The sequence below is a fragment of the uncultured Ruegeria sp. genome, from assembly GCF_947504215.1.
Taxonomy (GTDB): Bacteria; Pseudomonadota; Alphaproteobacteria; order Rhodobacterales; family Rhodobacteraceae; genus Ruegeria.
In genome coordinates, this window is sequence record NZ_CANNGO010000008.1 from 1 (window position 1) to 21,975 (window position 21,975).

At 56.8% G+C, this 21,975-nt stretch carries 19 protein-coding genes; 10 read left to right on the plus strand and 9 right to left on the minus strand.

What is annotated here, in order from left to right; translation table 11 throughout:
• Positions 1–341 precede the first annotated feature (341 nt).
• A complete protein-coding gene (gene katG, locus Q1B21_RS14555; RefSeq protein ID WP_299890406.1) occupies positions 342–2,546 on the minus strand; it encodes a catalase/peroxidase HPI in 2,205 nt (734 codons plus the stop codon).
• A gap of 438 nt (positions 2,547–2,984) precedes the next feature.
• Between katG and Q1B21_RS14560 the strand changes: the two genes are divergently transcribed.
• Complete coding sequence (locus Q1B21_RS14560) at positions 2,985–4,604, plus strand: GMC family oxidoreductase (RefSeq protein WP_299890408.1); 1,620 nt, start codon at positions 2,985–2,987, stop codon at positions 4,602–4,604.
• An 11-nt stretch (positions 4,605–4,615) separates the two neighbouring features.
• On the opposite strand, the gene Q1B21_RS14565 is transcribed toward Q1B21_RS14560, so the two are convergent.
• Positions 4,616–5,461 (minus strand): SDR family oxidoreductase, encoded by an 846-nt coding sequence (locus tag Q1B21_RS14565; RefSeq protein WP_299890410.1) that lies wholly within the window; start codon positions 5,459–5,461, stop codon positions 4,616–4,618.
• Between the two features lie 88 nt (positions 5,462–5,549).
• On the opposite strand from Q1B21_RS14565, the gene Q1B21_RS14570 reads away from it, so the two are divergent.
• Positions 5,550–6,182 carry a class I SAM-dependent methyltransferase gene (locus Q1B21_RS14570; protein ID WP_299890412.1) on the plus strand — a complete coding sequence of 211 codons (633 nt, stop codon included), beginning with the start codon at positions 5,550–5,552 and terminating at the stop codon, positions 6,180–6,182.
• Here Q1B21_RS14570 and Q1B21_RS14575 read toward each other — a convergent pair.
• The 3 genes from Q1B21_RS14575 to Q1B21_RS14585 are packed head-to-tail and all read right to left on the minus strand — an operon-like array spanning position 6,179 to position 10,127.
• Positions 6,179–6,958 carry a carnitinyl-CoA dehydratase gene (locus Q1B21_RS14575; protein WP_299890414.1) on the minus strand — a complete coding sequence of 260 codons (780 nt, stop codon included), beginning with the start codon at positions 6,956–6,958 and terminating at the stop codon, positions 6,179–6,181. The genes Q1B21_RS14570 and Q1B21_RS14575 overlap by 4 nt on opposite strands.
• Positions 6,955–8,967 (minus strand): acetate--CoA ligase family protein, encoded by a 2,013-nt coding sequence (locus Q1B21_RS14580; protein WP_299890416.1) that lies wholly within the window; start codon positions 8,965–8,967, stop codon positions 6,955–6,957. Before Q1B21_RS14580 ends, Q1B21_RS14575 begins: the two co-directional genes overlap by 4 nt.
• The gene (locus tag Q1B21_RS14585; RefSeq protein ID WP_299890417.1) at positions 8,967–10,127 is read right to left on the minus strand and encodes an acyl-CoA dehydrogenase family protein; all 1,161 of its coding nucleotides are present in this window, start codon (positions 10,125–10,127) and stop codon (positions 8,967–8,969) included. Before Q1B21_RS14585 ends, Q1B21_RS14580 begins: the two co-directional genes overlap by 1 nt.
• 77 nt (positions 10,128–10,204) lie before the next feature.
• Between Q1B21_RS14585 and Q1B21_RS14590 the strand changes: the two genes are divergently transcribed.
• Entirely contained in the window at positions 10,205–11,146 is a 942-nt protein-coding gene (locus tag Q1B21_RS14590; RefSeq protein WP_299890419.1) for a GlxA family transcriptional regulator, read from the plus strand.
• On the opposite strand, the gene Q1B21_RS14595 is transcribed toward Q1B21_RS14590, so the two are convergent.
• Positions 11,143–12,132, minus strand: a complete 990-nt coding sequence (locus tag Q1B21_RS14595) for a sterol desaturase family protein (RefSeq protein WP_299890421.1) — start codon at positions 12,130–12,132, stop codon at positions 11,143–11,145. The genes Q1B21_RS14590 and Q1B21_RS14595 overlap by 4 nt on opposite strands.
• 22 nt (positions 12,133–12,154) lie before the next feature.
• Complete coding sequence (locus Q1B21_RS14600) at positions 12,155–12,910, minus strand: class II aldolase and adducin N-terminal domain-containing protein (RefSeq protein WP_299890423.1); 756 nt, start codon at positions 12,908–12,910, stop codon at positions 12,155–12,157.
• Between the two features lie 114 nt (positions 12,911–13,024).
• Between Q1B21_RS14600 and Q1B21_RS14605 the strand changes: the two genes are divergently transcribed.
• The 4 genes from Q1B21_RS14605 (at position 13,025) to Q1B21_RS14620 (ending at position 17,766) form a co-directional block, all read left to right on the plus strand.
• Positions 13,025–13,900 (plus strand): LysR family transcriptional regulator, encoded by an 876-nt coding sequence (locus Q1B21_RS14605; protein WP_299890425.1) that lies wholly within the window; start codon positions 13,025–13,027, stop codon positions 13,898–13,900.
• 185 nt (positions 13,901–14,085) lie between these two features.
• Positions 14,086–15,888 carry an adenine deaminase gene (ade, locus tag Q1B21_RS14610; protein ID WP_299890427.1) on the plus strand — a complete coding sequence of 601 codons (1,803 nt, stop codon included), beginning with the start codon at positions 14,086–14,088 and terminating at the stop codon, positions 15,886–15,888.
• Entirely contained in the window at positions 15,885–17,348 is a 1,464-nt protein-coding gene (locus tag Q1B21_RS14615; RefSeq protein WP_299890429.1) for an AMP nucleosidase, read from the plus strand. The genes ade and Q1B21_RS14615 overlap by 4 nt, the downstream gene beginning before the upstream one ends.
• Positions 17,349–17,478: 130 nt before the next feature.
• A complete protein-coding gene (locus tag Q1B21_RS14620) occupies positions 17,479–17,766 on the plus strand; it encodes an HU family DNA-binding protein (RefSeq protein WP_298935767.1) in 288 nt (95 codons plus the stop codon).
• Between the two features lie 140 nt (positions 17,767–17,906).
• On the opposite strand, the gene Q1B21_RS14625 is transcribed toward Q1B21_RS14620, so the two are convergent.
• Both Q1B21_RS14625 and Q1B21_RS14630 read right to left on the minus strand, forming a co-directional pair.
• Positions 17,907–18,431, minus strand: coding sequence for a hypothetical protein (locus tag Q1B21_RS14625; RefSeq protein WP_299890431.1), 525 nt, complete (start codon positions 18,429–18,431; stop codon positions 17,907–17,909).
• Positions 18,432–18,601: 170 nt separating this feature from the next.
• Entirely contained in the window at positions 18,602–19,798 is a 1,197-nt protein-coding gene (locus Q1B21_RS14630; protein WP_299890695.1) for a BCCT family transporter, read from the minus strand.
• A 182-nt stretch (positions 19,799–19,980) separates the two neighbouring features.
• On the opposite strand from Q1B21_RS14630, the gene Q1B21_RS14635 reads away from it, so the two are divergent.
• From Q1B21_RS14635 to msrA, 3 genes are all read left to right on the plus strand, one after another.
• The gene (locus Q1B21_RS14635) at positions 19,981–20,868 is read left to right on the plus strand and encodes a DMT family transporter (protein ID WP_299890433.1); all 888 of its coding nucleotides are present in this window, start codon (positions 19,981–19,983) and stop codon (positions 20,866–20,868) included.
• 116 nt (positions 20,869–20,984) lie between these two features.
• Positions 20,985–21,434: a peptide-methionine (R)-S-oxide reductase MsrB gene (gene msrB / locus Q1B21_RS14640; RefSeq protein ID WP_299890435.1), complete on the plus strand. Its 450-nt coding sequence runs from the start codon at positions 20,985–20,987 to the stop codon at positions 21,432–21,434.
• Positions 21,431–21,943 carry a peptide-methionine (S)-S-oxide reductase MsrA gene (gene msrA / locus Q1B21_RS14645; protein ID WP_298935771.1) on the plus strand — a complete coding sequence of 171 codons (513 nt, stop codon included), beginning with the start codon at positions 21,431–21,433 and terminating at the stop codon, positions 21,941–21,943. The genes msrB and msrA overlap by 4 nt, the downstream gene beginning before the upstream one ends.
• Positions 21,944–21,975: the final 32 nt, after the last annotated feature.

Here is a 21,975-nt window from a genome sequence, read left to right on the forward strand (position 1 = left end):
GCGTCCAGCTGTCTCTCCAACCCGTCCGGCCGTCTCCCCGACCCGTCAGCGCAGCCTCAGCAGCGCCGGTGAAGGGGTATTTACGGATTAGGTCTGAGACCTGCAACCCCCATTTTGAAAAAACTTTACTTTTCCATATGAAAGCTAACAAATGTTAATTAAATCAATAATTTAGGTTAATAATTTGGCTAAGCCGAGCTTCTAAAGCCTTAACGAACACGGCCTCTCAGGTTTGAAATGTGGCAACCAATCCTGATTCACTGATTCATTGGCACCGCTTGCTGCAAAAGAGTACCGCCCGGAGTGATCCGGGCGGCTTCGAGTCATAGGTCTGAAAGGTCTCAGGCCAAATCAAACCGGTCGGCGTTCATCACCTTGTTCCAGGCAGAAACAAAGTCGCAGACGAATTTGCCTTCTGCATCACCCTGGCCATAAACCTCGGCCAAAGCGCGCAACTGGGAATTCGAGCCAAATACCAGATCCACGCGGGTGCCGGTCCATTTGACCTGACCGCTGGTACGATCACGGCCTTCATAGACACCAGCCTCGTCGGAAGGTTTCCATTCCGTACCCATATCCAGCAGGTTTCTGAAGAAGTCCGTACTCAGCGTTCCTTCGCGATCTGTGAACACACCGTGGCGAGAACCATCGAAGTTCGCCCCCAGAACCCGCAGACCACCAACAAGAACGGTCATCTCAGGCGCAGACAGTGTCAGCAATTGTGCCTTGTCTACCAGCAGCTCTTCGGGTGACACAGTGTAGTCTGTCTTCTGGTAGTTGCGGAAGCCATCAGCGGCGGGCTCCAGCACGGCGATTGAGTCCACATCCGTTTGGTCTTGCGATGCATCGGTCCGACCCGGAGTGAACGGAACTTCAACGTCCTGGCCCCCGGCTTTGGCCGCCTGTTCGAGTGCAGCTGCGCCTGCCAGAACAATCAGGTCGGCCAGTGAGACGTTCTTGTTGCCCGCTTGCGCATCGTTAAAGGCTTTTTGCACGCCTTCCAGCGCGCCTAAGACTTTGGACAGCTTCAACGGCTCATTCACAGCCCAGTCTTTTTGCGGGGCAAGACGGATCCGGGCACCGTTGGCACCGCCGCGCATGTCCGAGCCGCGGAAGGTCGACGCCGAAGCCCAAGCTGTGGACACCAAATCCGAGACCGACAGGCCGGTCGCCAGGATCTGCTGTTTCAGCGCGGCAATATCCGCATCATCTATCAGGTCATGATCCACAGCCGGGACGTTGTCCTGCCACAACAGCTCTTCACTGGGTGCTTCAGATCCCAAGTACCGCGAGCGAGGGCCCATATCCCGATGCGTCAACTTGAACCACGCGCGGGCAAAAGCTTCGGCCAGTTGGTCGGGGTTCTCATGGAACCGTTTCGAGATCGGGCCATAGATCGGATCCAAGCGCATCGCCATGTCAGCGGTGGTCATCATGGTCTTGACCTTTTTCGAAGGATCATGTGCCGCCGGGGCCATGTCTTCTTCCTTAACGCCTACAGGCTCCCATATCCACGCGCCCGAGGGGCTTTTGGTCAGGTTCCACTCATAGCCGAAAAGAAGGTCGAAATAGCCATTGTCCCATTTAATTGGGTTAGCAGTCCATGCGCCTTCGATGCCGCTGGTGGTGGTGTCATCACCTTTACCGCTGCCGAACTTGTTGATCCAGCCCAGGCCCATCTCTTCGATGCCGGCGGCTTCGGGCTCTGCTCCGACCAGGTCAGGATCGCCTGCACCATGCGCTTTGCCAAAGGTGTGCCCACCGGCGACCAAAGCGACGGTTTCTTCGTCATTCATCGCCATTCGCGCGAATGTATCGCGGATATCGCGTCCCGAAGCCAAGACGTCCGGCTCCCCATCCGGGCCTTCTGGGTTCACATAGATCAGACCCATTTGAACCGCTGCCAGCGGGTTTTCCAAATCGCGCTCGCCGGAATAACGGCTGTTTGGGTTATCAGTTGGGGCCAGCCATTCGGTTTCGGTGCCCCAATAGATGTCTTCTTCGGGTTGCCAGATGTCCGCACGACCACCTGCGAAACCAAATGTTTTACCACCCATCGATTCAATGGCGCAGTTACCGGCGAGAATCATCAGGTCGGCCCAGGAAATCTGGTTGCCGTATTTCTGTTTGATCGGCCAAAGCAACCTACGCGCCTTGTCCAGGTTACCGTTGTCTGGCCAGCTGTTCAGGGGTGCAAACCGTTGGTTCCCGGTCGAACCACCACCACGGCCATCCGCGGTGCGATAGGTGCCAGCGCTGTGCCAAGCCATACGGATAAACAGACCGCCATAATGGCCATAGTCTGCGGGCCACCATTCCTGCGAATCTGTCATCAGCGCGTATAGATCTTCTTTCAGCGCTTTGAGGTCCAGCTTTTTGAACTCTTCCGCATAATCGAACTGCTCACCCATCGGGTTCGAAGCAGGCGCGTGCTGATGCAGTATCGAAAGCTTCAGCTGGTTTGGCCACCAATCCCGGTTTGACCGGGTGCCAGCACCATGCATCACAGGGCATCCGCCCGTGTTGGGGTTATCACTTCCGTCCATATCGATCTCCAGTCCTGGCTAAGTTCGGCTGCTTTGCGCGGTCAAATCTGTAATGAACAAGATCACAGGAAGATGTCGCTGCTGCCGAATTTCAGATCTGGGCCAATGAACCCAGGATTTGACGTTTCGGACATCAATGACTCTGCCGTCTTGCTTCCTGTTAGTTATAGCAGTTCCAAGCCATGCAAATAAGTTTTGTTTTTAGATCAAATTCATAATTTTTAGTTATTAAACTCAAGCGCAACTCTGCGGCCCCTGATTGCCGTCGATTTTGGTAACCTTGGGTCATAAGTCCAGCCCGGTGATTGCAATTTTGCTCCATTCCTTCACGTTCAATTCAGTTGAATCGTGACGTGGAGTATTTGAGCGATACCCCCGGCGCGTCACCAACGCGATCAGAGAGTTCAAACACGGATCCGATCAGGCAGGAGCATCAGGATGAAATTCGATTACGTGATCGTCGGAGGCGGGTCGGCAGGCTGCGTTCTTGCCAATCGTCTCAGCGAAGACCCGGACAAAACCGTCTGTCTTCTTGAGGCCGGTGGTGGCGGCGATAGCATCTTGATCCGAATGCCCTCGGCCGTTGTTGCAGCTCTGCCCGGGCGACCCAAGATCAACAACTGGGCTTTTGAGACGGTGCCGCAACCCGGGCTGAACGGCCGCAAGGGGTATCAGCCCCGGGGCAAGACCTTGGGCGGATCGAGCGCGATCAACGCGATGCTTTATATACGCGGGCAGCAACAGGACTATGACGGGTGGGCCGATCTGGGGTGCGAGGGCTGGGATTGGGACAGTGTGCTTCCCTATTTCAAGCGATCGGAAAACAATGAACATGGCGCAGATGACCTGCATGGCGGCGGCGGCCCCCTGCAGGTGTCTGACCAGAAAGAGCCGCGCCCGATAACGCAAGCGTTCATCGAAGCCGCCGAGCAGTTGCAGCACCGGCGCAGAGAAGATTTCAACCGAGGCGACAACGAAGGGGTGGGGCTGTATCAGGTTACCCAGTTCCATGACCCAACAAAGAATGGCGAACGGTGTTCAGCGGCGGCGGCCTATGTCTTTCCCATCATCGATCGGCCAAACCTGACGGTAATCACCCACGCCCATGCCAAAGAGCTGACCTTTGACGGCAATCGCGCGACCGGCGTTGTTTATAAAAGGAAAGGCAAGGGCCACGACATCACGGTCGACGCCAGTCGCGAGGTCCTGATCTGCGCTGGTGCGTTGATGTCACCACAATTGCTGCAACTGTCTGGTATCGGAGCGCCTGACGATCTTACGCAACATGGGATAGCCGTTCGCCATAACCTGCCCGGCGTCGGAAAGAACCTGCAGGACCATCTGGATTTCATCCTCGCCTATAGAACCAAAGACACCGATACGTTCGGCATTGGCCCGGTTGGCGCGGCGCGGTTTATGGGCCACCTGTGGCGATGGCGAAAGTCAGGGGTGTCGCTGGCGGCCACGCCCTATGCCGAAGGGGCTGCGTTTCTGAGGACTTCGCCTGAACTTGATCGACCCGACATTCAGTTGCACTTCACAATCGCTGTCGTTGATGATCACGCGCGCAAGCTGCATTACGGTTATGGGTACAGCTGCCACGTCTGCAAGCTACGCCCCGACAGCCGAGGCACAGTTGGCTTGCAAAGCGCTGATCCATTTGCCCCACCTGCCATTGATCCCGGTTACCTGTCAGATAAGCGCGATTTGGACACTCTGATCAAAGGCGCCAAGTTGATGCGCGATATTCTGGAAGCCCCCGCGTTGGCCAAATACCGGCACAAAGAGATGTTCGGGACCGACAAGATCGAAACAGATACCGATTGGGAGAGCCACATACGCGCCCGCGCCGACACGATCTATCACCCTGTGGGTACCTGCAAAATGGGCGTAGATGATATGGCCGTGGTTGATCCCCAGCTAAGGGTTCGCGGGATACAAGGCTTGAGGGTGGTCGATGCCTCAATCATGCCAACGCTGATCTCGGGGAACACCAACGCGCCCACGATTATGATCGCCGAAAAAGCCGCCGATCTGATCAAAGCAGCGGCTCAGTGAGGCTTACATTCTTACGACCCCGCCATCAGGGCCTCTAACCCGACCCTGTAATTGGGATAAAGAAGCTGAACACCCAGCTCCTCCTTGATCAGATCGTTCCGGACACGTTTATTTTCGTTGTAGAAGCTGCGCGCCATGGGGGTTAGGTCTGCCTCATCATATGGTACTGCTGGGGGCAGCGGCAGGCCCTGCAATTCGGCGGCGTAACCGATCACGTCTTGTGGCGGCACGGGCTCATCATCGCAAACATTGTAGATGGAACCGGGATTCGGGGCCATCATCGACGCCGCCAGGACCTGTGCAATGTCAGTCACATGAATCCGCGAAAACACCTGTCCCGGTTTGATGATGCGGCGTAGCCCACCACGTTTCAGTTTGGAAAACGGCCCGCGACCCGGACCATAGATGCCGGCAAGCCGAAAGATATGCACGGGCAAGCCAGGGATGCCTGACCATTGCTCTTCGGCCAACATACGCCATCGGCCCCGTTTGGCGGTTGGCGTGGGCGGAGTGGTCTCATCGACCCAATCGCCTTGATGATCCCCATAGACGGCAGTGGTCGACAAGTACCCAACCCATTTGAGCTGCCCGGCCCGCTTGGCGATCTCGTCGCCCAGCGCGGCGAGAACCGGATCTCCGTCTTCGTTTGGCGCTGTCGAGATCAACAAATGTGTCACCCCGTCCAGATCCGGCTGCTCTCCGGGCCAAATCAACGGTTCGGCCCCGGAGGTGCGAATGGCCGTTGCGCCTTCGATATCCCGAGTGGTCCCAAATATGCGCCACCCTTGCGGCGCCAGCGTACGAGACAAGGCCTGAGCGGAATAGCCATGTCCAAATGAGAAAAGCGTGTTTGTCATGCCTCCTTTGATGATCCGCCATGGAATGGGATGCAAGCGCCGCATGGACGCACTTGATTCGAATCCTCCTATGCGCCTTGATTGACGCATGAGCGACAAAACACCCGACCTGCATGCGGCCTATGCCCTCAAATCACCTGAGGACAACAAGCGCCTCTATGGTGAATGGGCTGGGGATTATGATGCCGATTTTGCAGCGCGCGAAGACTATCAGCTGCACATTCACACGGCCCGCGCTTTTGTCGCTGCCGGGGGGCAAGGCCCGGTTCTGGATGTCGGTGCAGGTACTGGCTTGTGCGGCGTCGTTCTGGCCGGGTTGGGTGTCGGACCGATTGATGCGACAGATATCAGTTCGGATATGCTGGACGTGGCAATGCGCAAAGACATCTACCGTGATACCATCGAGGCGGATCTGAACCTCGGTATCCCTGTCCCACGCGCGAGTTACTCTGGCGTCGTCTCGTCCGGCACGTTCACGCATGGCCATCTGGGGCCGGACGTGTTGCCAGCCCTGTTGCGCGTTGCACGCCCCGGCGCGCAGTTTGCCTTGTCGATCAATGCCCGCCATTTCGAAACACTGGGTTTTGCAGACGCCTTGAGCACGCTCGCGCAAGACCGGATTCGAAACCTGACCCTTCCGAAAACCCGTATCTACGGCGACCTGGCCGCCGGTGCAAACAAAGATGACACCGCCTTTGTTGCCCTTTTTGAACGGATTTAGCGTCCCTTCCAGACCGGATCGCGCTTTTCGGCAAAGGCTTTAGCGCCTTCCAGATTATCCTCGGACCCGTACAACACATCAACGGTAGCCAACTGGCGTCGCGTGATACGATTCATGATATCTTGGAACTTCGCATCCTCAGCTTCGCGCACGATTTCCTTGATAGCCGCATAGACCAACGGCGGGCCGCTTGCCAACAAGCGCGCCAATTCCCACGCTCTGTCTATCAGCTGATCCGCGGGCACGATTTCATTTACGAGGCCCCAACGATGAGCTTCGTCCGCATCGAACCAGCGTCCGGTTAGCAGCAACTCCATCGCGATGTGATACGGAACGCGTTTAGGCATTTTCACGCTGGCAGCATCAGCTACCGTGCCGGACCTGATCTCGGGCAGGGCAAAGGTGGCGTGATCAGCTGCGATAATCATATCGGCGCTCAGCGCCAGTTCTAACCCGCCCCCGCAGGCGATCCCGTTCACAGCTGCAATCACGGGTTTGTTCATATGGCGCAATTCTTGCAATCCGCCAAAACCGCCCACGCCATAGTCACCATCCACCGCATCCCCGTCTGCAGCGGCTTTCAGATCCCAGCCGGGGCAAAAGAACTTTTCTCCGGCGCCGGTCAGGATTGCCACACGCAAGTCCGGATCATCGCGAAAATCGCGGAAAACCTCACCCATGGCGCGGCTGGTAAGCAGGTCAATCGCGTTGGCTTTTGGCCGATCCAGAGTCACTTCCAAAATGGCACCGTCACGGCGGGTTTTGATCGGGGTCATGAGCTTGCCTTTCGGATCAGCGCATCCACTGCAACCGCCCCATTGGCGGTGCAGATCAGCGGGTTGATTTCAACTTCTTCGACTGTTGCCGCATTGGCAATCACATAGTTCTGCACAGCATCGACAGCGTCCAGTATCGCGTCCTTATCGGCTGCCGGTTTGCCCCTATACCCGGTAAGTAAGGGGGTGCAGGCCAAGCCGTTCATCGCTTCCTGAACAGCCCCGCGTGATGACGGGATCAGCAAAGACACGGTATCGCGTAGAATTTCGGTGAGAATGCCGCCGGCCCCAAGGGTCAGAACAAACCCATGCGCCGGATCACGGGTGACACCCACCAAAAGCTCGGCAACTGCACCATCGGCCATTTCTTCGATCAGCACCTCGTCTGTCCCGATTGCGTATGCTGCTTCGAGCAGATCGGATGCCGGTACGCCAAGTCGCACCGCGTTGTGTTCTGATTTATGCGCCAGGCCCACGCCTTTGACCGCAAAGGGACCGCTCAAGTCCAACCCGGCCTGATCCGCGTCTACAGCTTTAACAACAACGCTGCGCGGCACTGGCAAGCCAAACGCGGCCAAGGACGCTTTGGCTTCTGCTTCCGTCAGCACCTGATCGGCTGAAGCCTCTGATGGCAGCAGCACCGGTTCCGATGAGGTGGGCAACGGTCGCGCAGCAGCCTCGATGGCGGCCAGCGCTTCGTGAAGTCCGGCAAAGGGCACAACGCCGCCGTCCAACAAACGCTGTGCAATCGGTTCCGGCATCAACTCGGGCAAAGTTGCGGTCATGGCGAAGGGCCGTCCCGTTTGTTCGACACAGTTCAGTACAGCCTGCGTTGCACATTCCCAATCTGTTGGGTCCGTGTGAGGGTAGTCGACAATTGTCATGGTCAGGGCCTTGTCCGGCCCCGTCAGGCTTGACCATGCCCGGGTCATCGCATCCGTGTCGCGCCAGATATAGGTGTGGTAGTCCAACGGATTTGCCAATGCCACCATCGGGCCGAGGGCTGCGCGTAACGCGGTGCGTTGGCCTTCCGTCAAAGGTGGGAAATGCAGGTCACGTCCTTCGGCCATATCCGCAGACAGGCTCGCCTCGCCACCCGAACAGCTGATCATACCCAAACCATTTCCATCCAGGCGTCCGGTGACATGCAACAGCTTCAGACATTCCAGAAAGCTGGGGATGTCGTCCAATCGCGCGATCCCCAACCGATCCAAAAACGCCTGCGCTCCGGCGTCGCCACCCGCCAGTGAAGCCGTATGTGAAATTGTCGCGGCCTGCGCGTGATCCGAGCGGCCCATTTTCAGGGCAATGACCGGAACGCCCCGCGCGTGCGCGTTTTGGGCCAAGGCTTCCCACATCCGAAGATCACCAAAGCCTTCGATGTGAACGCCTATTGCGGTGATCCGGTCATCGTCCAACAGAGCCGAGGCAATCTCGGCCTGGTGTGTCTGCGCCTGGTTTCCGCAGGTCAGCATAAACGCCAGTGGCAACGCCCGGCGCTGCATTGTCATGTTGATAGCGATGTTCGAGCTTTGGGTCAGGATTGCAACGCCACGTTCGACTGGTTTCATGCCGTGCTGATCCGGCCAAACGGCAGTCCGGCTCAGGCCATTGATGAACCCGTAACAATTGGGACCAAGGATGGGCATATCCCCAGCGGCCGCGATCAATTGCGCCTGAAGATCGGCAGCCTGATCATCCTCGGCGCGTGCCTCAGTAAACCCCGAGGCAAAACAAACAGCCCCACCTGCACCCGCGGCGGACAGGGCCGACACTGCGGAAACGCTTGCATGCCGGTTTATTCCGACAAACGCCACGTCCGCGGCCCGAGGCAGATCTTCGATGCTTGCAAACGCCCGAATACCCCCGACCTGTTCGGCCTTGGGGTGAACCGGCCAGATATCTCCGTCAAACCCGAACTTTTGGGCCTGGGAAATCACTTCGGCACACCAGGCGCCGCCGCCAATGACGGCCAACGAGGATGGATTCAGAATGCGCCTCAACGCCATCAGGCACCCAGCGCCCGCAGCAGATCGCGGCTGATAATGTGGCGTTGAATCTCGCTGGTCCCGTCCCAAATCCGCTCGACCCGCGCATCGCGCCAAAAGCGTTCCAGCGGATAATCATCCATAAGTCCCATGCCACCGTGGACCTGAATGGCCGCATCTGTCACACGCGCAAGCATCTCTGAGGCATAAAGCTTGGCCGAAGCAATCTCACGATTTGCCGGCAACCCTTTGTCCAAGCGATCAGCCGCTGCCAGCGTCAGCAAGTCTGCGGCATCGATTTCGGTGATCATGTCGGCGATCTGGAAAGATACGCCCTGAAACTTGCCGATCTTCTGGCCGAACTGCTCGCGCGTTGCGGCATAGTCCAGCGCGTAGTCAAATGCGCGGCGGGCCCGACCAACCGACATGGCCGCGACGGTAATACGCGTGGCATACAACCATGTGTTCATCACATCGAAGCCGCCATCGACTTCGCCCAGAACCTGCGAATCCGACAAGCGACAATCGTCGAAATCCAGCACCATGTTCTTATAGCCACGGTGGCTTACCGACTTGTACCCGTCACGGATTGTGAAACCAGGCGTGCCACGGTCCACCAGAAACGCTGTGATCCGCTTTTTCGGGCCTTTGGGTGTCTGATCTTCGCCTGTCGCAATGAAGACAATGATGAAATCCGCGTGTTCAGCACCCGAGATGAAATGCTTGGTCCCGTTGACCACCCAATCACCGCCATCTCGCACCGCCGCGCATTTCATGCCGCGCACATCGGATCCCGCGCCGGGCTCGGTCATGGCCAACGCGTCCATCTTTTCCCCGCGCACCGCCGGCATCAGATACCGCTCGACCTGATCGCCCTCGCAGGCCATCAGAATGTTTTGTGGGCGCCCAAAGAAATGGTTCAACGCCATCGAGCCGCGTCCCAATTCCCGCTCGACCAGCGCGAATTCCAGATGGTTCAGGCCGGCACAACCAACGCTTTCGGGAAAATTGCAGGCGTAAAAGCCCAACTCGATGGTCTTGCGCTTGATCTCATCCGCGATGTCTTGCGGCACTTCGCCAGTGCGTTCGACCAGTTCCTCATGCGGGTAGATCTCGTTTTCGACAAAACTGCGAACGGTCGAAGCGATCATCTCCTGTTCGTCGGACAAGCCATATTGCATCTGAATTCTCCACATCTGGGCGTGCCCATATCGTGACTGGGATTGAACCGAGTAGCATGCTGGAATAGACATTCATCATGCAGAAATGGAAAAAATCCCCCCCTACACCACAGCAAATCGGTGTGCTTCTGTTCGACGGGTTTTCGAACCATTGTCTCGCCAACACGGTCGAGCCATTGCGCGCTGCCAACATGCTGTCAGCGCGTCGTCTGTATGATTGGAAGTTTCTGTCGTTGTCTGCTGGGCCTGTGACCTCATCCTCGGGTTTGCAAGTCGCTCCGCATGGAACGCTTCAAACGTCCGACGGTAACATGTTGATGGTGATGCCATCATATGGCTTCCACATGCACGGCGGATGGCAAACTCTAGCTGGGCTGAGAGCGGCCGCCGACCGTTTCGATACACTCGTTGGGTTGGACACCGGAAGCTGGTTGCTTGCGCTTGCAGGTCTGCTGGACGGGCGCCGCGCAACTATTCACTGGGAGGAACTTACAGGGTTCACCGAACGTTTCCCAGAAGTGGATGCCGTCCGTGAGCGATACGTTGTCGACCGCGACCGCATCACCTGTTCCGGCGCGATGGCAGCTTTTGATCTGGTCCTTCATCTTATTGGGCAGGATCAGGGACAGGCGTTGGCGCTTGAAGTGGAACAGTTGTTCATGATCCGTGGTTCCGCTCGGTCCCACGCAGGCGGCGCGGGTGCGACCATCGGCTATGTTAACAAAGCGCTGGCATTGATGCAGGAACATCTGGAAGCGCCTTTGCCTATATCGGAAATTGCAAACCGGGTCGGTCGGTCGCAAAAAGCCCTTTCCGTGCGAATGCAGGCAGAGCTGGGCGCTGGCCCGGCCCAGGTTTACCGGCGTCTCAGGCTGAATCTGGCCCGCAAACTGGTGGCCGAAACCGACCTGACTGTCGGCGAGGTTGCGCTGCGCGCCGGGTATGACGACCCCAGCGCTTTGACCCGTGCGTTCAAAACAGAATTCGGGGTTACTCCACGCACATTGCGGGCACGCTAGGTATACATCTGCTTTTTGTAGGCCCGCGTGCGGGTTGTCGCCTCGGCCGAGCCATCGTGATAGGTGCCGAACCACTTATCGAACGGGATTTCGGACGTTCCGTAATTGCACTCGAAATACCGATGATGAAGCTGGTGAAAGAAATCCCCTGCACGCGCCGCATCCATATCCCCGGCCCTCAGCTTTTCGAACCCGGAATGGGATAGAATCGGGCTGACCTGCTGGAAGTAGGCATGAAACAGCAGATGCAGCGGATGCGACGGCACGATCAAGTGGATGAAGTATGTTGTGAAATACAGGAAATTCTCGAACCAATGGTTCGAAATCCCTGACCACGGGCCGATATTGACGTTGCGGTGATGCACGGCGTGGACATGTTTGTAGAGTTTCGGGTGATGCTCCAGCCGGTGCACCCAATAGAAATGCAGCCCAGACCACATGGGGATGAACAGCATCCAGATCACAAACCAGACCGGAGCGCTGGCCCAGGTGATGGTTGGGACATAGCCGTTGGCCATCGCCCAGTAGATCACCCACTGATAGACGGTTGCCACCGTCATGGCGCTGCCGAGCGTCCACCAGATATTGTCCAGCACCTGATTGCGGAACGTGAAAGTGCCATTGTCGCGGATCAGATCTCGGCGGTCGAACTTTTTGTACATGCCCTGGCCTTTGCGCATGTACAGCCACCAATGCAGGCCACCTGCAACAAGAATTTGGGGCGCCATATTCAGCAACCAAATGCGAAACATCCAGCCCGGCTTAAAGCTCTGCATCGACTCTAATGCAGGGAAAAAGAACATATAGGCCGCCAAGGCCAGCACCATGCACAACGTCAAGGCCGTGATCTGCAGCCATGCGCCGCTGTACCACTTCAGCACAGCCGCAGGGCGTGGCGGCCAAGTGAACAGAGGGTTCAAGTTCACTGGTTCTTCGGGGCGGTAATTCCAGCGGGCGGCTTCGGGGTCCTGAGCGGTGTCGGTCATGGCAGTCACTCTGTGGCTGTGGTCAGGTTGCGTAATCCGATCCTTCGGTATCCAGCATCGCCTTGATCTCACGCAGATGCGCCTGGGCCTGGTCTGGATACTCGTCCAGTTCTTGCGCGGTTTTCTCGGCAATCTCATCCGACAGCACGCGCAGCGGCTGGCCGGTCTGAAGCGCACGGATGTAGGTTTCGGCGGCACGTTCAAAATAGTAGAGTCTGTTAAAGGCATCTGCGGAGTCACTGCCAATAATCAGAACGCCATGGTTGCCCATGATCATGACCTTCTTTTTCGGGTCGGACAGCATCGAGGCACAGCGTTCACCTTCGCTTTCAAAGGCCAGCCCGCCGAATTCTTCGTCAACAACGTAGCGATCGTAGAAGGTCGCGGTGTTCTGATCGATTGGTGGCAAGGTGCTGTCCGCCAGCGAGGCCAAAACAGTTGCAAAGATCGAATGCACATGAATGACACAGCGCGCATGAGGACAATGGCGGTGAATCGATCCATGTAATCCCCAGGCCGTTGGATCCGGCGCGCCTGGTTGAGCCATGACCTCCGAATCTTTGGCATCCAGCAGCAATAGGTCCGAGGCCCGGATGCGGGCGAAGTGCATCTGATTGGGGTTCATCAAGAACTGCGTACCGTCGTCATTCACCGCAAGGCTGAAATGGTTGGCCACGCCCTCATGCATGTTCAGACGTTCTGTCCAGCGAAAGGCGGCTGCCAAATCCACACGCTCGGACCAATGGTCGATATTGGGACGAAGGCTCGCGACACGCATGGCAGGGCTCCTTTGGCAACTTGCGTTCCTAAAACCGTGCCTCTGGTCAACAGATTTGACCAACGAAAAAAACGCAACTATCCCATTAGCTGAACTTATGCCGAGGTTATAACGATGCAGAAACCGCTTCCGCCCCTAGGTTGGCTACGCACGTTCGAGGCCGCCGCGCGGAACCTGTCCTTCACCGGCGCAGCCCGAGATCTGAACATGACGCAGAGCGCTGTCAGCCAGCAGATCAAGTCGCTGGAAGGCCATCTTGGGCAACCCTTGTTCTTACGGCGACCCAAAGCACTTGAGCTGACAGAGGCGGGTATCACCTATCTGCCTGTTGTGCGCGAGGCGTTCCGGACACTGGTGCGGGGTACACAAGCCATCACTGGCGCGCAACAGGATGCGGTTCAGGTGCAGTGTAACATAAGCTTCGCAGTAAACTGGTTGGCCCCACGCCTGCCTGCCTTTCGGACCGAATATCCGGAAGTGCGGCTCAATATCTTTACCGAGCTATGGGAGCCGCGCGAAATGGCCGACGGTGCGGCAGTCGAAATCCGGTTCTCTCTGCGGCCAGCCGATACGGTGCGAACAGAGTTGCTGCGCACCGAGCACTATTACCCGGTCTGCGCGCCTGGCTTTGAGGTTTCATTTGACAGCTTGCAGCAGCAACCCCTGTTCGACTGTTCAAACCTGTTGTCGAATTGGCCTAGTTGGGCTGAAGAACAGGGCCTAATATGGGAAAATCCGCCGATAACCTACGCGACAACCTATCTGGTTTGCCTATCGGTCGCCATGGCCGGAGGTGGCCTTTGCCTTGCCCATGATGCCATCGCGCGCCACCTTATTGATCAGGGTTTGTTGGTGGCCCCGTTTGAACATCGCGCACCGATGCCTGAGGCATATTATATGCTCTTGTCCCCTCAGGCAGAAGAAACGCCCGGTGCGGTTGCCTTTGCAGATTGGGTACGACGCGAGATCGAATTGGACCGGGTTGCCTGATCAAGGCAAGTTGGTCTCCCGCCCATTGTCGCTGCCCCGTCGGGGCACCACCTCTGGTTGGGCCGGGCAGCGCTGGCGCGCTGCGGATGCATCGGCCGCGCTGGGCTGTGCCAAAGGTTTGTGATGATTTGATGATACGAAAATACCGGGGTTGCACCTGACCGCGCATTCAGGAAAGTTGAGCCATGGAATACACGCCTTTCCCAAGTTGGCCCGATGTCGCCCCTCGTTTGATCGCAGTTGCAGCCGGACGCGACGCTGCGGATATGGTTATTCGCGGCGGCATTTGGGTGAACGTTCACAGTCGGGAGCTGTTGCCCGACCACTCTGTCGCGATTGCAGAGGGGCGCATCGCCTTTGTGGGGCCCGATGCCGACCATTGCACCGGACCGGATACACAGATCATCGACGCGCAAGGGCGCTATATTCTTCCGGGCCTGTGCGATGCGCATATGCATATCGAATCCGGCATGCTGACGCCCGCGGAGTTTGCAGCGGCGGTCATACCGCATGGCACGACGTCTATGTTTACCGACCCGCATGAGATCGCCAATGTGTTGGGTCTGGACGGTGTCCGCATGATGCATGACGAAGCGATGATGCAGCCGGTCAATATCTTCACCCAGATGCCGTCTTGCGCACCGTCTGCGCCCGGGCTGGAAACCACAGGATATGAAATCACGCCCGAGGATGTGGCCGAAGCGATGTCCTGGCCGGGGATCATCGGGCTGGGCGAGATGATGAATTTCCCCGGGGTGGTCCATGGTGACCCGAAGATGCTGGCAGAGATTGCCGCTACCCAGCGGGCAGGAAAGACAGTCGGCGGACACTATGCATCCCCTGATTTAGGGTCTAGTTTTGCCGCTTATGTTGCAGGCGGCCCCGCCGATGATCACGAAGGTACTTGTGAGGCAGATGCAATCGCCCGGGTGCGTCAAGGGATGCGGTCGATGATGCGGCTGGGCTCGGCCTGGTATGATGTGGAAAGTCAGATCACCGCGGTGACAGAAAAGGGTTTGGATCCGCGAAATTTCATTTTGTGCACGGATGATTGCCACTCTGCCACTTTGGTCAACGATGGGCATATGAACCGCGTGGTGCGCCATGCGATTGCCTGCGGATGCGATCCGCTGATTGCCCTGCAGATGGCGACGATCAACACCGCCACTCATTTCGGGCTGGAGCGTGAGATCGGCTCGGTCACACCGGGGCGTCGTGCCGATGTGATTCTTAGTTCGGATCTAACCAAGCTGCCCATCGAAACAGTCATCGCGCGCGGTCAGGTTGTGGCCGAGTATGGCGAGATATCAGTAGATTGCCCTCATCTGAACTGGCCGGACACTGCCCGCAACACCGTCCATCTGGGCCACGCTCTGACCGAAACCGACTTTGAGATCGCCGCGCCCGCTGGTGCGAACCGAGTGCAGGCCAATGTGATTGGCGTCGTCGAAAACCAAGCACCAACCAAAGCGCTGAAGGTCGAACTGCCCATAATCGGCGGGTTGGTCGAGGCCGAAGACGGAGTGTGCCAGATCGCGCTGGTGGAACGCCATCAGGCGACTGGCGGGGTCACCAACGCCTTTGTCTCGGGGTTCGGGTATAAGGGTAAGATGGCCATGGCCTCGACCGTCGCACATGACAGCCACCATATGATTGTCGTGGGCACTGATCGCGACCAGATGGCGCTGGCGGCGAACCGGTTGGCCGAGGTGGGTGGCGGCATCACCCTGTTCCGCGATGGCCAGGAACTGGCACTGGTGGAATTGCCGATCGCCGGCTTGATGTCGGACAGCCCCGCCGCTGAGGTTGCAACAAAGGCAGGCAAGATGGTCGAGGCGATGCAAGCCTGCGGCTGCGACCTCAACAACGCATATATGCAGCATTCCCTACTGGCTTTGGTGGTGATTCCCGAATTGCGGATATCCGACCTTGGGTTGGTAGATGTGCGCAGTTTTGAAAAAATTGAACTTCTGGAACCACTGGCATGACAAAAATAATAACACACGAAGCCCTTAGCCCCGATAGTTTCACGGACCCTGTGGCCGCCGTCGCACGCCTGGAAGAGCTGTATACCAAGGCGACCGAATTCCTGTGCGAAAGCTTTTCGAAAGCGATGACCGAAGGCGCACCGTCCGAGCGGTATCGTGCCTATTACCCCGAGTTGCGGATCAAGACATCCTCATACGCGCAGGTCGACAGCCGGCTTAGTTTCGGTCACGTGTCCGAACCCGGCACACACGCGATTACGATCACCCGGCCTGATCTGTTTCGGTCCTATCTGACGCAGCAGATCGCGCTTTTGATCAAGAACCATGATCAGCCAGTTACTGTTGGCCTGTCGAAAACACCTATTCCCTTGCATTTTGCAGTTGCGAACAACACGGATCTTGCCGCGCTGAATCAGGGTCCGGCAGGGTTTACATTGCGCGATGTCTTTGATGTTCCGGACCTGAACACCACCAATGACGACATCGTCAACGGGGTCCACGAAAATGACGATGGCGTCGGGCCACTGGCGCTGTTTACGGCGCAGCGCGTCGATTACTCGCTTGCGCGATTGTCCCATTACACCGCGACCGACCCAAGCCATTTCCAGAATCACGTTCTGTTTACAAACTACCAGTTCTACGTTTCGGAATTCGAAAACTATGCGCGTGAGCAACTGGCCGACCCGAACAGCGGCTATACCAGCTTTGTCTCAACCGGAAATGTCGAGATTACGAAGTCGGACGAGGCGCTGGAACAACCGCTGAAACTGCCGCAGATGCCGACCTATCATTTGAAACGCGCGGATGGGTCGGGGATCACGCTGGTCAATATCGGCGTTGGTCCATCGAATGCAAAAACCGCCACGGACCATATCGCCGTATTGCGCCCGCACGCCTGGTTGATGGTCGGGCATTGCGCCGGGCTGCGCAACACACAAGCCTTGGGTGACTTTGTTCTGGCCCATGCATATCTGCGTGAAGACAAGGTTCTGGATGATGACCTGCCGGTCTGGGTTCCGATCCCACCACTGGCCGAGGTTCAGGTGGCATTGGAACACGCCGTGGCCGAGGTCACCGAGCTGGAAGGGTATGAGCTGAAGCGGATCATGCGCACGGGTACTGTGGCTTCGGTTGACAATCGCAACTGGGAATTGCGCGATCAATCCGGCCCGGTGCAGCGGCTCAGCCAGTCGCGGGCGATCGCACTGGATATGGAAAGCGCAACGATTGCTGCCAATGGCTATCGGTTCCGGGTTCCGTACGGCACTCTGCTCTGCGTGTCAGACAAGCCCTTGCATGGCGAATTAAAGTTGCCAGGCATGGCGTCGTCCTTTTATACAACTCAGGTCAGCCGCCATCTGGCAATTGGAATACGGGCGATGGAACACCTGCGTGGCATGCCGTTAGAGCGTTTGCACAGTCGGAAATTGCGGTCTTTCGACGAAACGGCCTTCCTCTGACGCAAAAAAGCAACGAATCCCCCATATTTTTAGGGCTTTTATCGCTACTATTCGTTGTGTTCGCCCACAATATACCGTTACAGTTACGCGGTGAGGCCCTATTTATCGGGCACGTTAAGGAGACCAAGAAATGGCAAAGCCTATGACTAAGACTCAGCTGGTGGCTGCTCTCGCTGACGAAATGGGAACCGACAAGAAAGCTGCGAACGCAGCGTTGGAGGCCATGACCGGCCTGATCACCCGCGAAGTTTCAGCCGGTGGTGCAGTAACCCTGCCCGGCGTCGGCAAAATCTACTGCCGCGAACGCCCCGAGCGCATGGTACGCAACCCCGCCACAGGCGAACAGTTCAAGAAAGAAGCGGACAAGGTGGTCAAGATGACCATTGCGAAAGCTCTGAAGGACAGCGTGAACGGCTGATTTCAGCTTTCATGACAAACGATTGAGGGTCGCCTTCGGGTGACCCTTTTTCGTTAGGATGTTAGAAAAAGGTGCTGGCGAATTGCGTTGTCTATCTATCGTGTTGGTCCGCTTTGAGCCCAAAGCCTCCAACAAAACAACTACCGTGTTCGCTTAATTTGACACTCCTCAATCCAGCTCGTTGGTAATACATTCACCGCCACATTAGGCGGCAGTTCATAGAATGCCATCCTTTGATAGCTCCACGCATAAGGAGTACAGTTTTTAAGAGCTGCGCCATGCAAGAAGAACTGGAAGTCGCGTGGAGCGGAGCGAAGAGATTTGAAGAATGAAGCTCGTGTGGCAATATCTGGATTGAATTTCTCAATAGCTTCTGAACGTTTATGTTCCGTGTAGACACCGACTATTATTGTGGAACAGATGATTGAAAAAAATACAAAAAACGCGGGTGCGTAGTGTTTCTTCGCACCAAAACGCACGCCAAGAAAGGCGCAAACCAGTCCTGTAGCCAAGCCAAATACTAGGAGAAGCGGCCAGCTTAGTAAAGCAAGCCTGTCATTCCAAAGTGTGAGAAAGCCGATTGCGTGCAATGGCCCACCAAAAAGAAGAACGGCCGCGACAGCGTAGCTTAAAAGGACAGCTCCTGTCGCTTGTAGAAATTTCATTCTGACAATCTCGTGTTGCAAAAATTCTTACTTCTTATTGCCACGTAAGCGCGGCGGCATAAACAAAATGCCAACGACAGCTTTGTCCGCATAGCGGGCAACTGCGATAGACGGCACAAAAAAGGGCACCAAATGCGGTGCCCTTTTCAAGTTCTGATTGTGATGATCGGTCAGTGAACTGTCTCAACCTTGTGGAAGTCCAGATCGCGGCCTTCAGGCATTGAATCGATGCTCAACACCTCTTTGCGTTTGGTGATCAGGATAAAGACCACGCAGGCCAGATAGAGGCCGACGACAACCGCTCCGATCCACTGGATTTGCAGCCATTGGCTCTGGAACAGCAGGGTCAGAACAAACAGCAATGCGACGTTACCGGCGACATAGGCTGCCTTGCCAAACCGCTCGACCGTCATGTTCAGGTTGTCGGTATAGAGCCTGATCAGCGAGTCCAGCGAGTTGATCACAAAGGTCACGCCCACGATCACCATCGCGATGTTGGTGATGCCTGCGGTGCTGATACCGTTCAGGTGATAGTAGTAGAGAACGGTGAACCAGATCCCCAGCGGGATAGACGGGAAGATCAGCAGCGCCGCCAGCAGTTGCCAGGTTTTCAACCCGCCCACAAAGCGCGAGGTGAACTGGCCAATCATGATCGACCATGCAAACCACCAGAACAGGTAGAAGGCGTGATAGTCGGTCAACGGCAGAACGAACTTGTGCAGGTTGGTGAAGTAGGCGCCGATATTGCTGCCGGTTTCAACGAAACCAGTCATGCCCATGCCTGCTGCGACCCACATTCCAAGGATCAGCGTCAGGAACAGGATGGTCGAACCAACCGACAGGATGCGCACATATTTCAGGTCAGTCGACGAATAGGCCGCCGCCAGAATAACCACGAACACGATGACATAGAAGGTTGTGACTACGGATTCACCATCACCCACCCCGGGCAAGTAACCGGGCAGGTAGATCAGAAACAGGCTGGCGGTAAACGCGCAGGTGCCAATGATGACCACGTTATTGATCAGTTTGACCACCGGGATCTCAAAGAACTTCACACGCGGCTCGATCACACAGAAGTAGAACGCCGTCAGGAAGTAGAAGGCCCAGATCAGAAAGCCCCAGAAGCCGAACTCGATTGCCAATGGGTTGGCAAAGGCGTAGGCCGGGTCTTCGGCATAGCCACCGAACTCGGTCAGCGGGAACATGATCAGGCCGACATCCAGTCCGGATGTAAACAGGATCGCGATGAATGTGAACAAGTGAACCGGTGTCACGCCAACACAGCGCAGATCCCACCATTTCACAACGAAGAAGGCGACCAGACCCAACGCGAGCAGGACGCCAAAAGACAGTATGTACTCCAGAAGCACCGACAAACCTCCCTTGATATGTCAGATTTTATCAGAGCTATCTTTAATTGGCTGGCCAATCAATAAAAACACAAGGACCGGTAAACTTGCAGGGCGGATGTGTCTTTTTTAACGCGCAACGCTTGCAGCTTTTTTCAGAATCGGGAACAGTCCGCGCGATGTGACAGGGGGTCTCCATGGATCTGCGCGCTATAGCCATGGGGTTGGTATTTGCCCTGATCTGGTCATCTGCCTTCACTTCGGCGCGGATCATTGTGTCCGATGCATCGCCGTTGTTTTCGCTGGCTTTGCGGTTTTTGATATCGGGCATTCTGGGGGTCGTTATTGCCCGTGCGATGGGTCAAAGCTGGCGGCTGACGCGACCTCAGTGGCGCGCCACCATTCTGTTCGGAATATGTCAGAATGCTCTTTATTTGGGTCTGAATTTCTACGCTATGCAAACGGTCGAAGCCTCTGTGGCTGCGATCATCGCATCGACCATGCCCCTGTTGGTGGCACTGATCGGATGGTTGCTCTTGGGTGAAAAACTGCGACCGCTCGGCTTGATCGGTCTGCTGGCTGGGTTCGCCGGTGTAGCGCTCATCATGGGCAGCCGGATTGGCGCTGGTGTCGATATGTTCGGCGTCGCGCTTTGCGGTATCGGCGCGTTGGCGTTGACCTTTGCCACCCTGGCCGTACGTGGGGCGACGTCAGGGGGGAACTTCATGATGGTGGTTGGGCTGCAAATGCTTGTGGGCTCAGCGGTCTTGTTCGTCGCGGCCCCGGTCTTTGAAACGATCTACATCCACCCGACAGTGCCACTGGCGCTGGCGTTTGCCTATACCACCTTATTTCCCGGTCTGCTGGCAACCCTCATCTGGTTCCTGCTGCTGGACCGGATCGGGGCAGTGCGGGCCGCCACCTTCCACTTTTTGAACCCGGTCTTTGGCGTCACTATCGCGGCGATCCTGCTTGGCGAAAAGCTGGGATCCCTGGATGCGGTTGGCGTTGGTATTACGACGCTGGGCATTCTGGCCGTACAGCTGTCGAAACAGCCCGCTCAGGTCGGCAAAGCTTCGGCCTGATTAGCTCATTGGCACCAGATCAAACGCACGACTGCGAGAGCCTTTTGAAATATGACTTTGCTTTCCGCGCCTGCACCCCCAAATATTGACCTAACACCGAACCTGACGGAGGAGCCATGACCAACTACACCAAAGACCCCGAGGCCATTGCAGCCCTCTCGCCGGAAGAGTTCCATGTCACACAGCGCAGCGGCACGGAACGCCCCGGCACCGGCAAACATTTGGATAACAAGGAACCCGGTATCTATGTGGATATCGTCTCGGGTGAGCCCCTGTTCGCCTCGACACACAAATACGAATCCGGTTGTGGCTGGCCCAGCTTCACCAAGCCCATTGTCCACGAACATGTTGAGGAACTTCGGGATGCGACCTTGGGTATGATCCGTACCGAGGTGCGTTCGAAACATGCCGACAGTCATCTGGGTCATGTCTTCCCAGACGGCCCGCGCGAACATGGCGGGCTGCGCTATTGCATCAACTCAGCCGCGCTGCGGTTCATCCATCGCGACGAGATGGAGGCTGAAGGCTATGGCGAATATCTGAATCATGTGGAGGACATCCAATGACGGAACAACGCGCTGTTCTGGCCGGGGGCTGCTTTTGGGGCATGCAGGACCTGATCCGCAAGCTGCCCGGCGTCAACACCACTCGCGTCGGCTATACCGGCGGCGACGTGCCCAATGCGACCTATCGCAACCACGGCACCCACGCCGAGGGGATCGAGATCATTTACGATCCAGACCAGATTTCGTACCGGGATTTGCTGGAGTTCTTCTTCCAGATCCACGACCCAACAACCGTGAACCGACAAGGCAATGACAGAGGGATGAGCTATCGCTCGGCCATCTACTATGTGGACGACGCGCAAAAGAACGTCGCGCTGGACACGATCGCCGATGTGGATGCCAGTGGAATATGGCCGGGCAAAGTCGTGACCGAGGTCGAGCCGGTCGGGTCCTTCTGGGAAGCAGAACCTGAGCATCAGGACTATCTGCTCCGCATCCCGCATGGCTACACATGTCACTTCCCGCGTCAGGACTGGGTTTTGCCTAAACGCGCGGACGCAGCCGAATAACGCACCACCTACCCAGCCCCTCTCGGACGTTG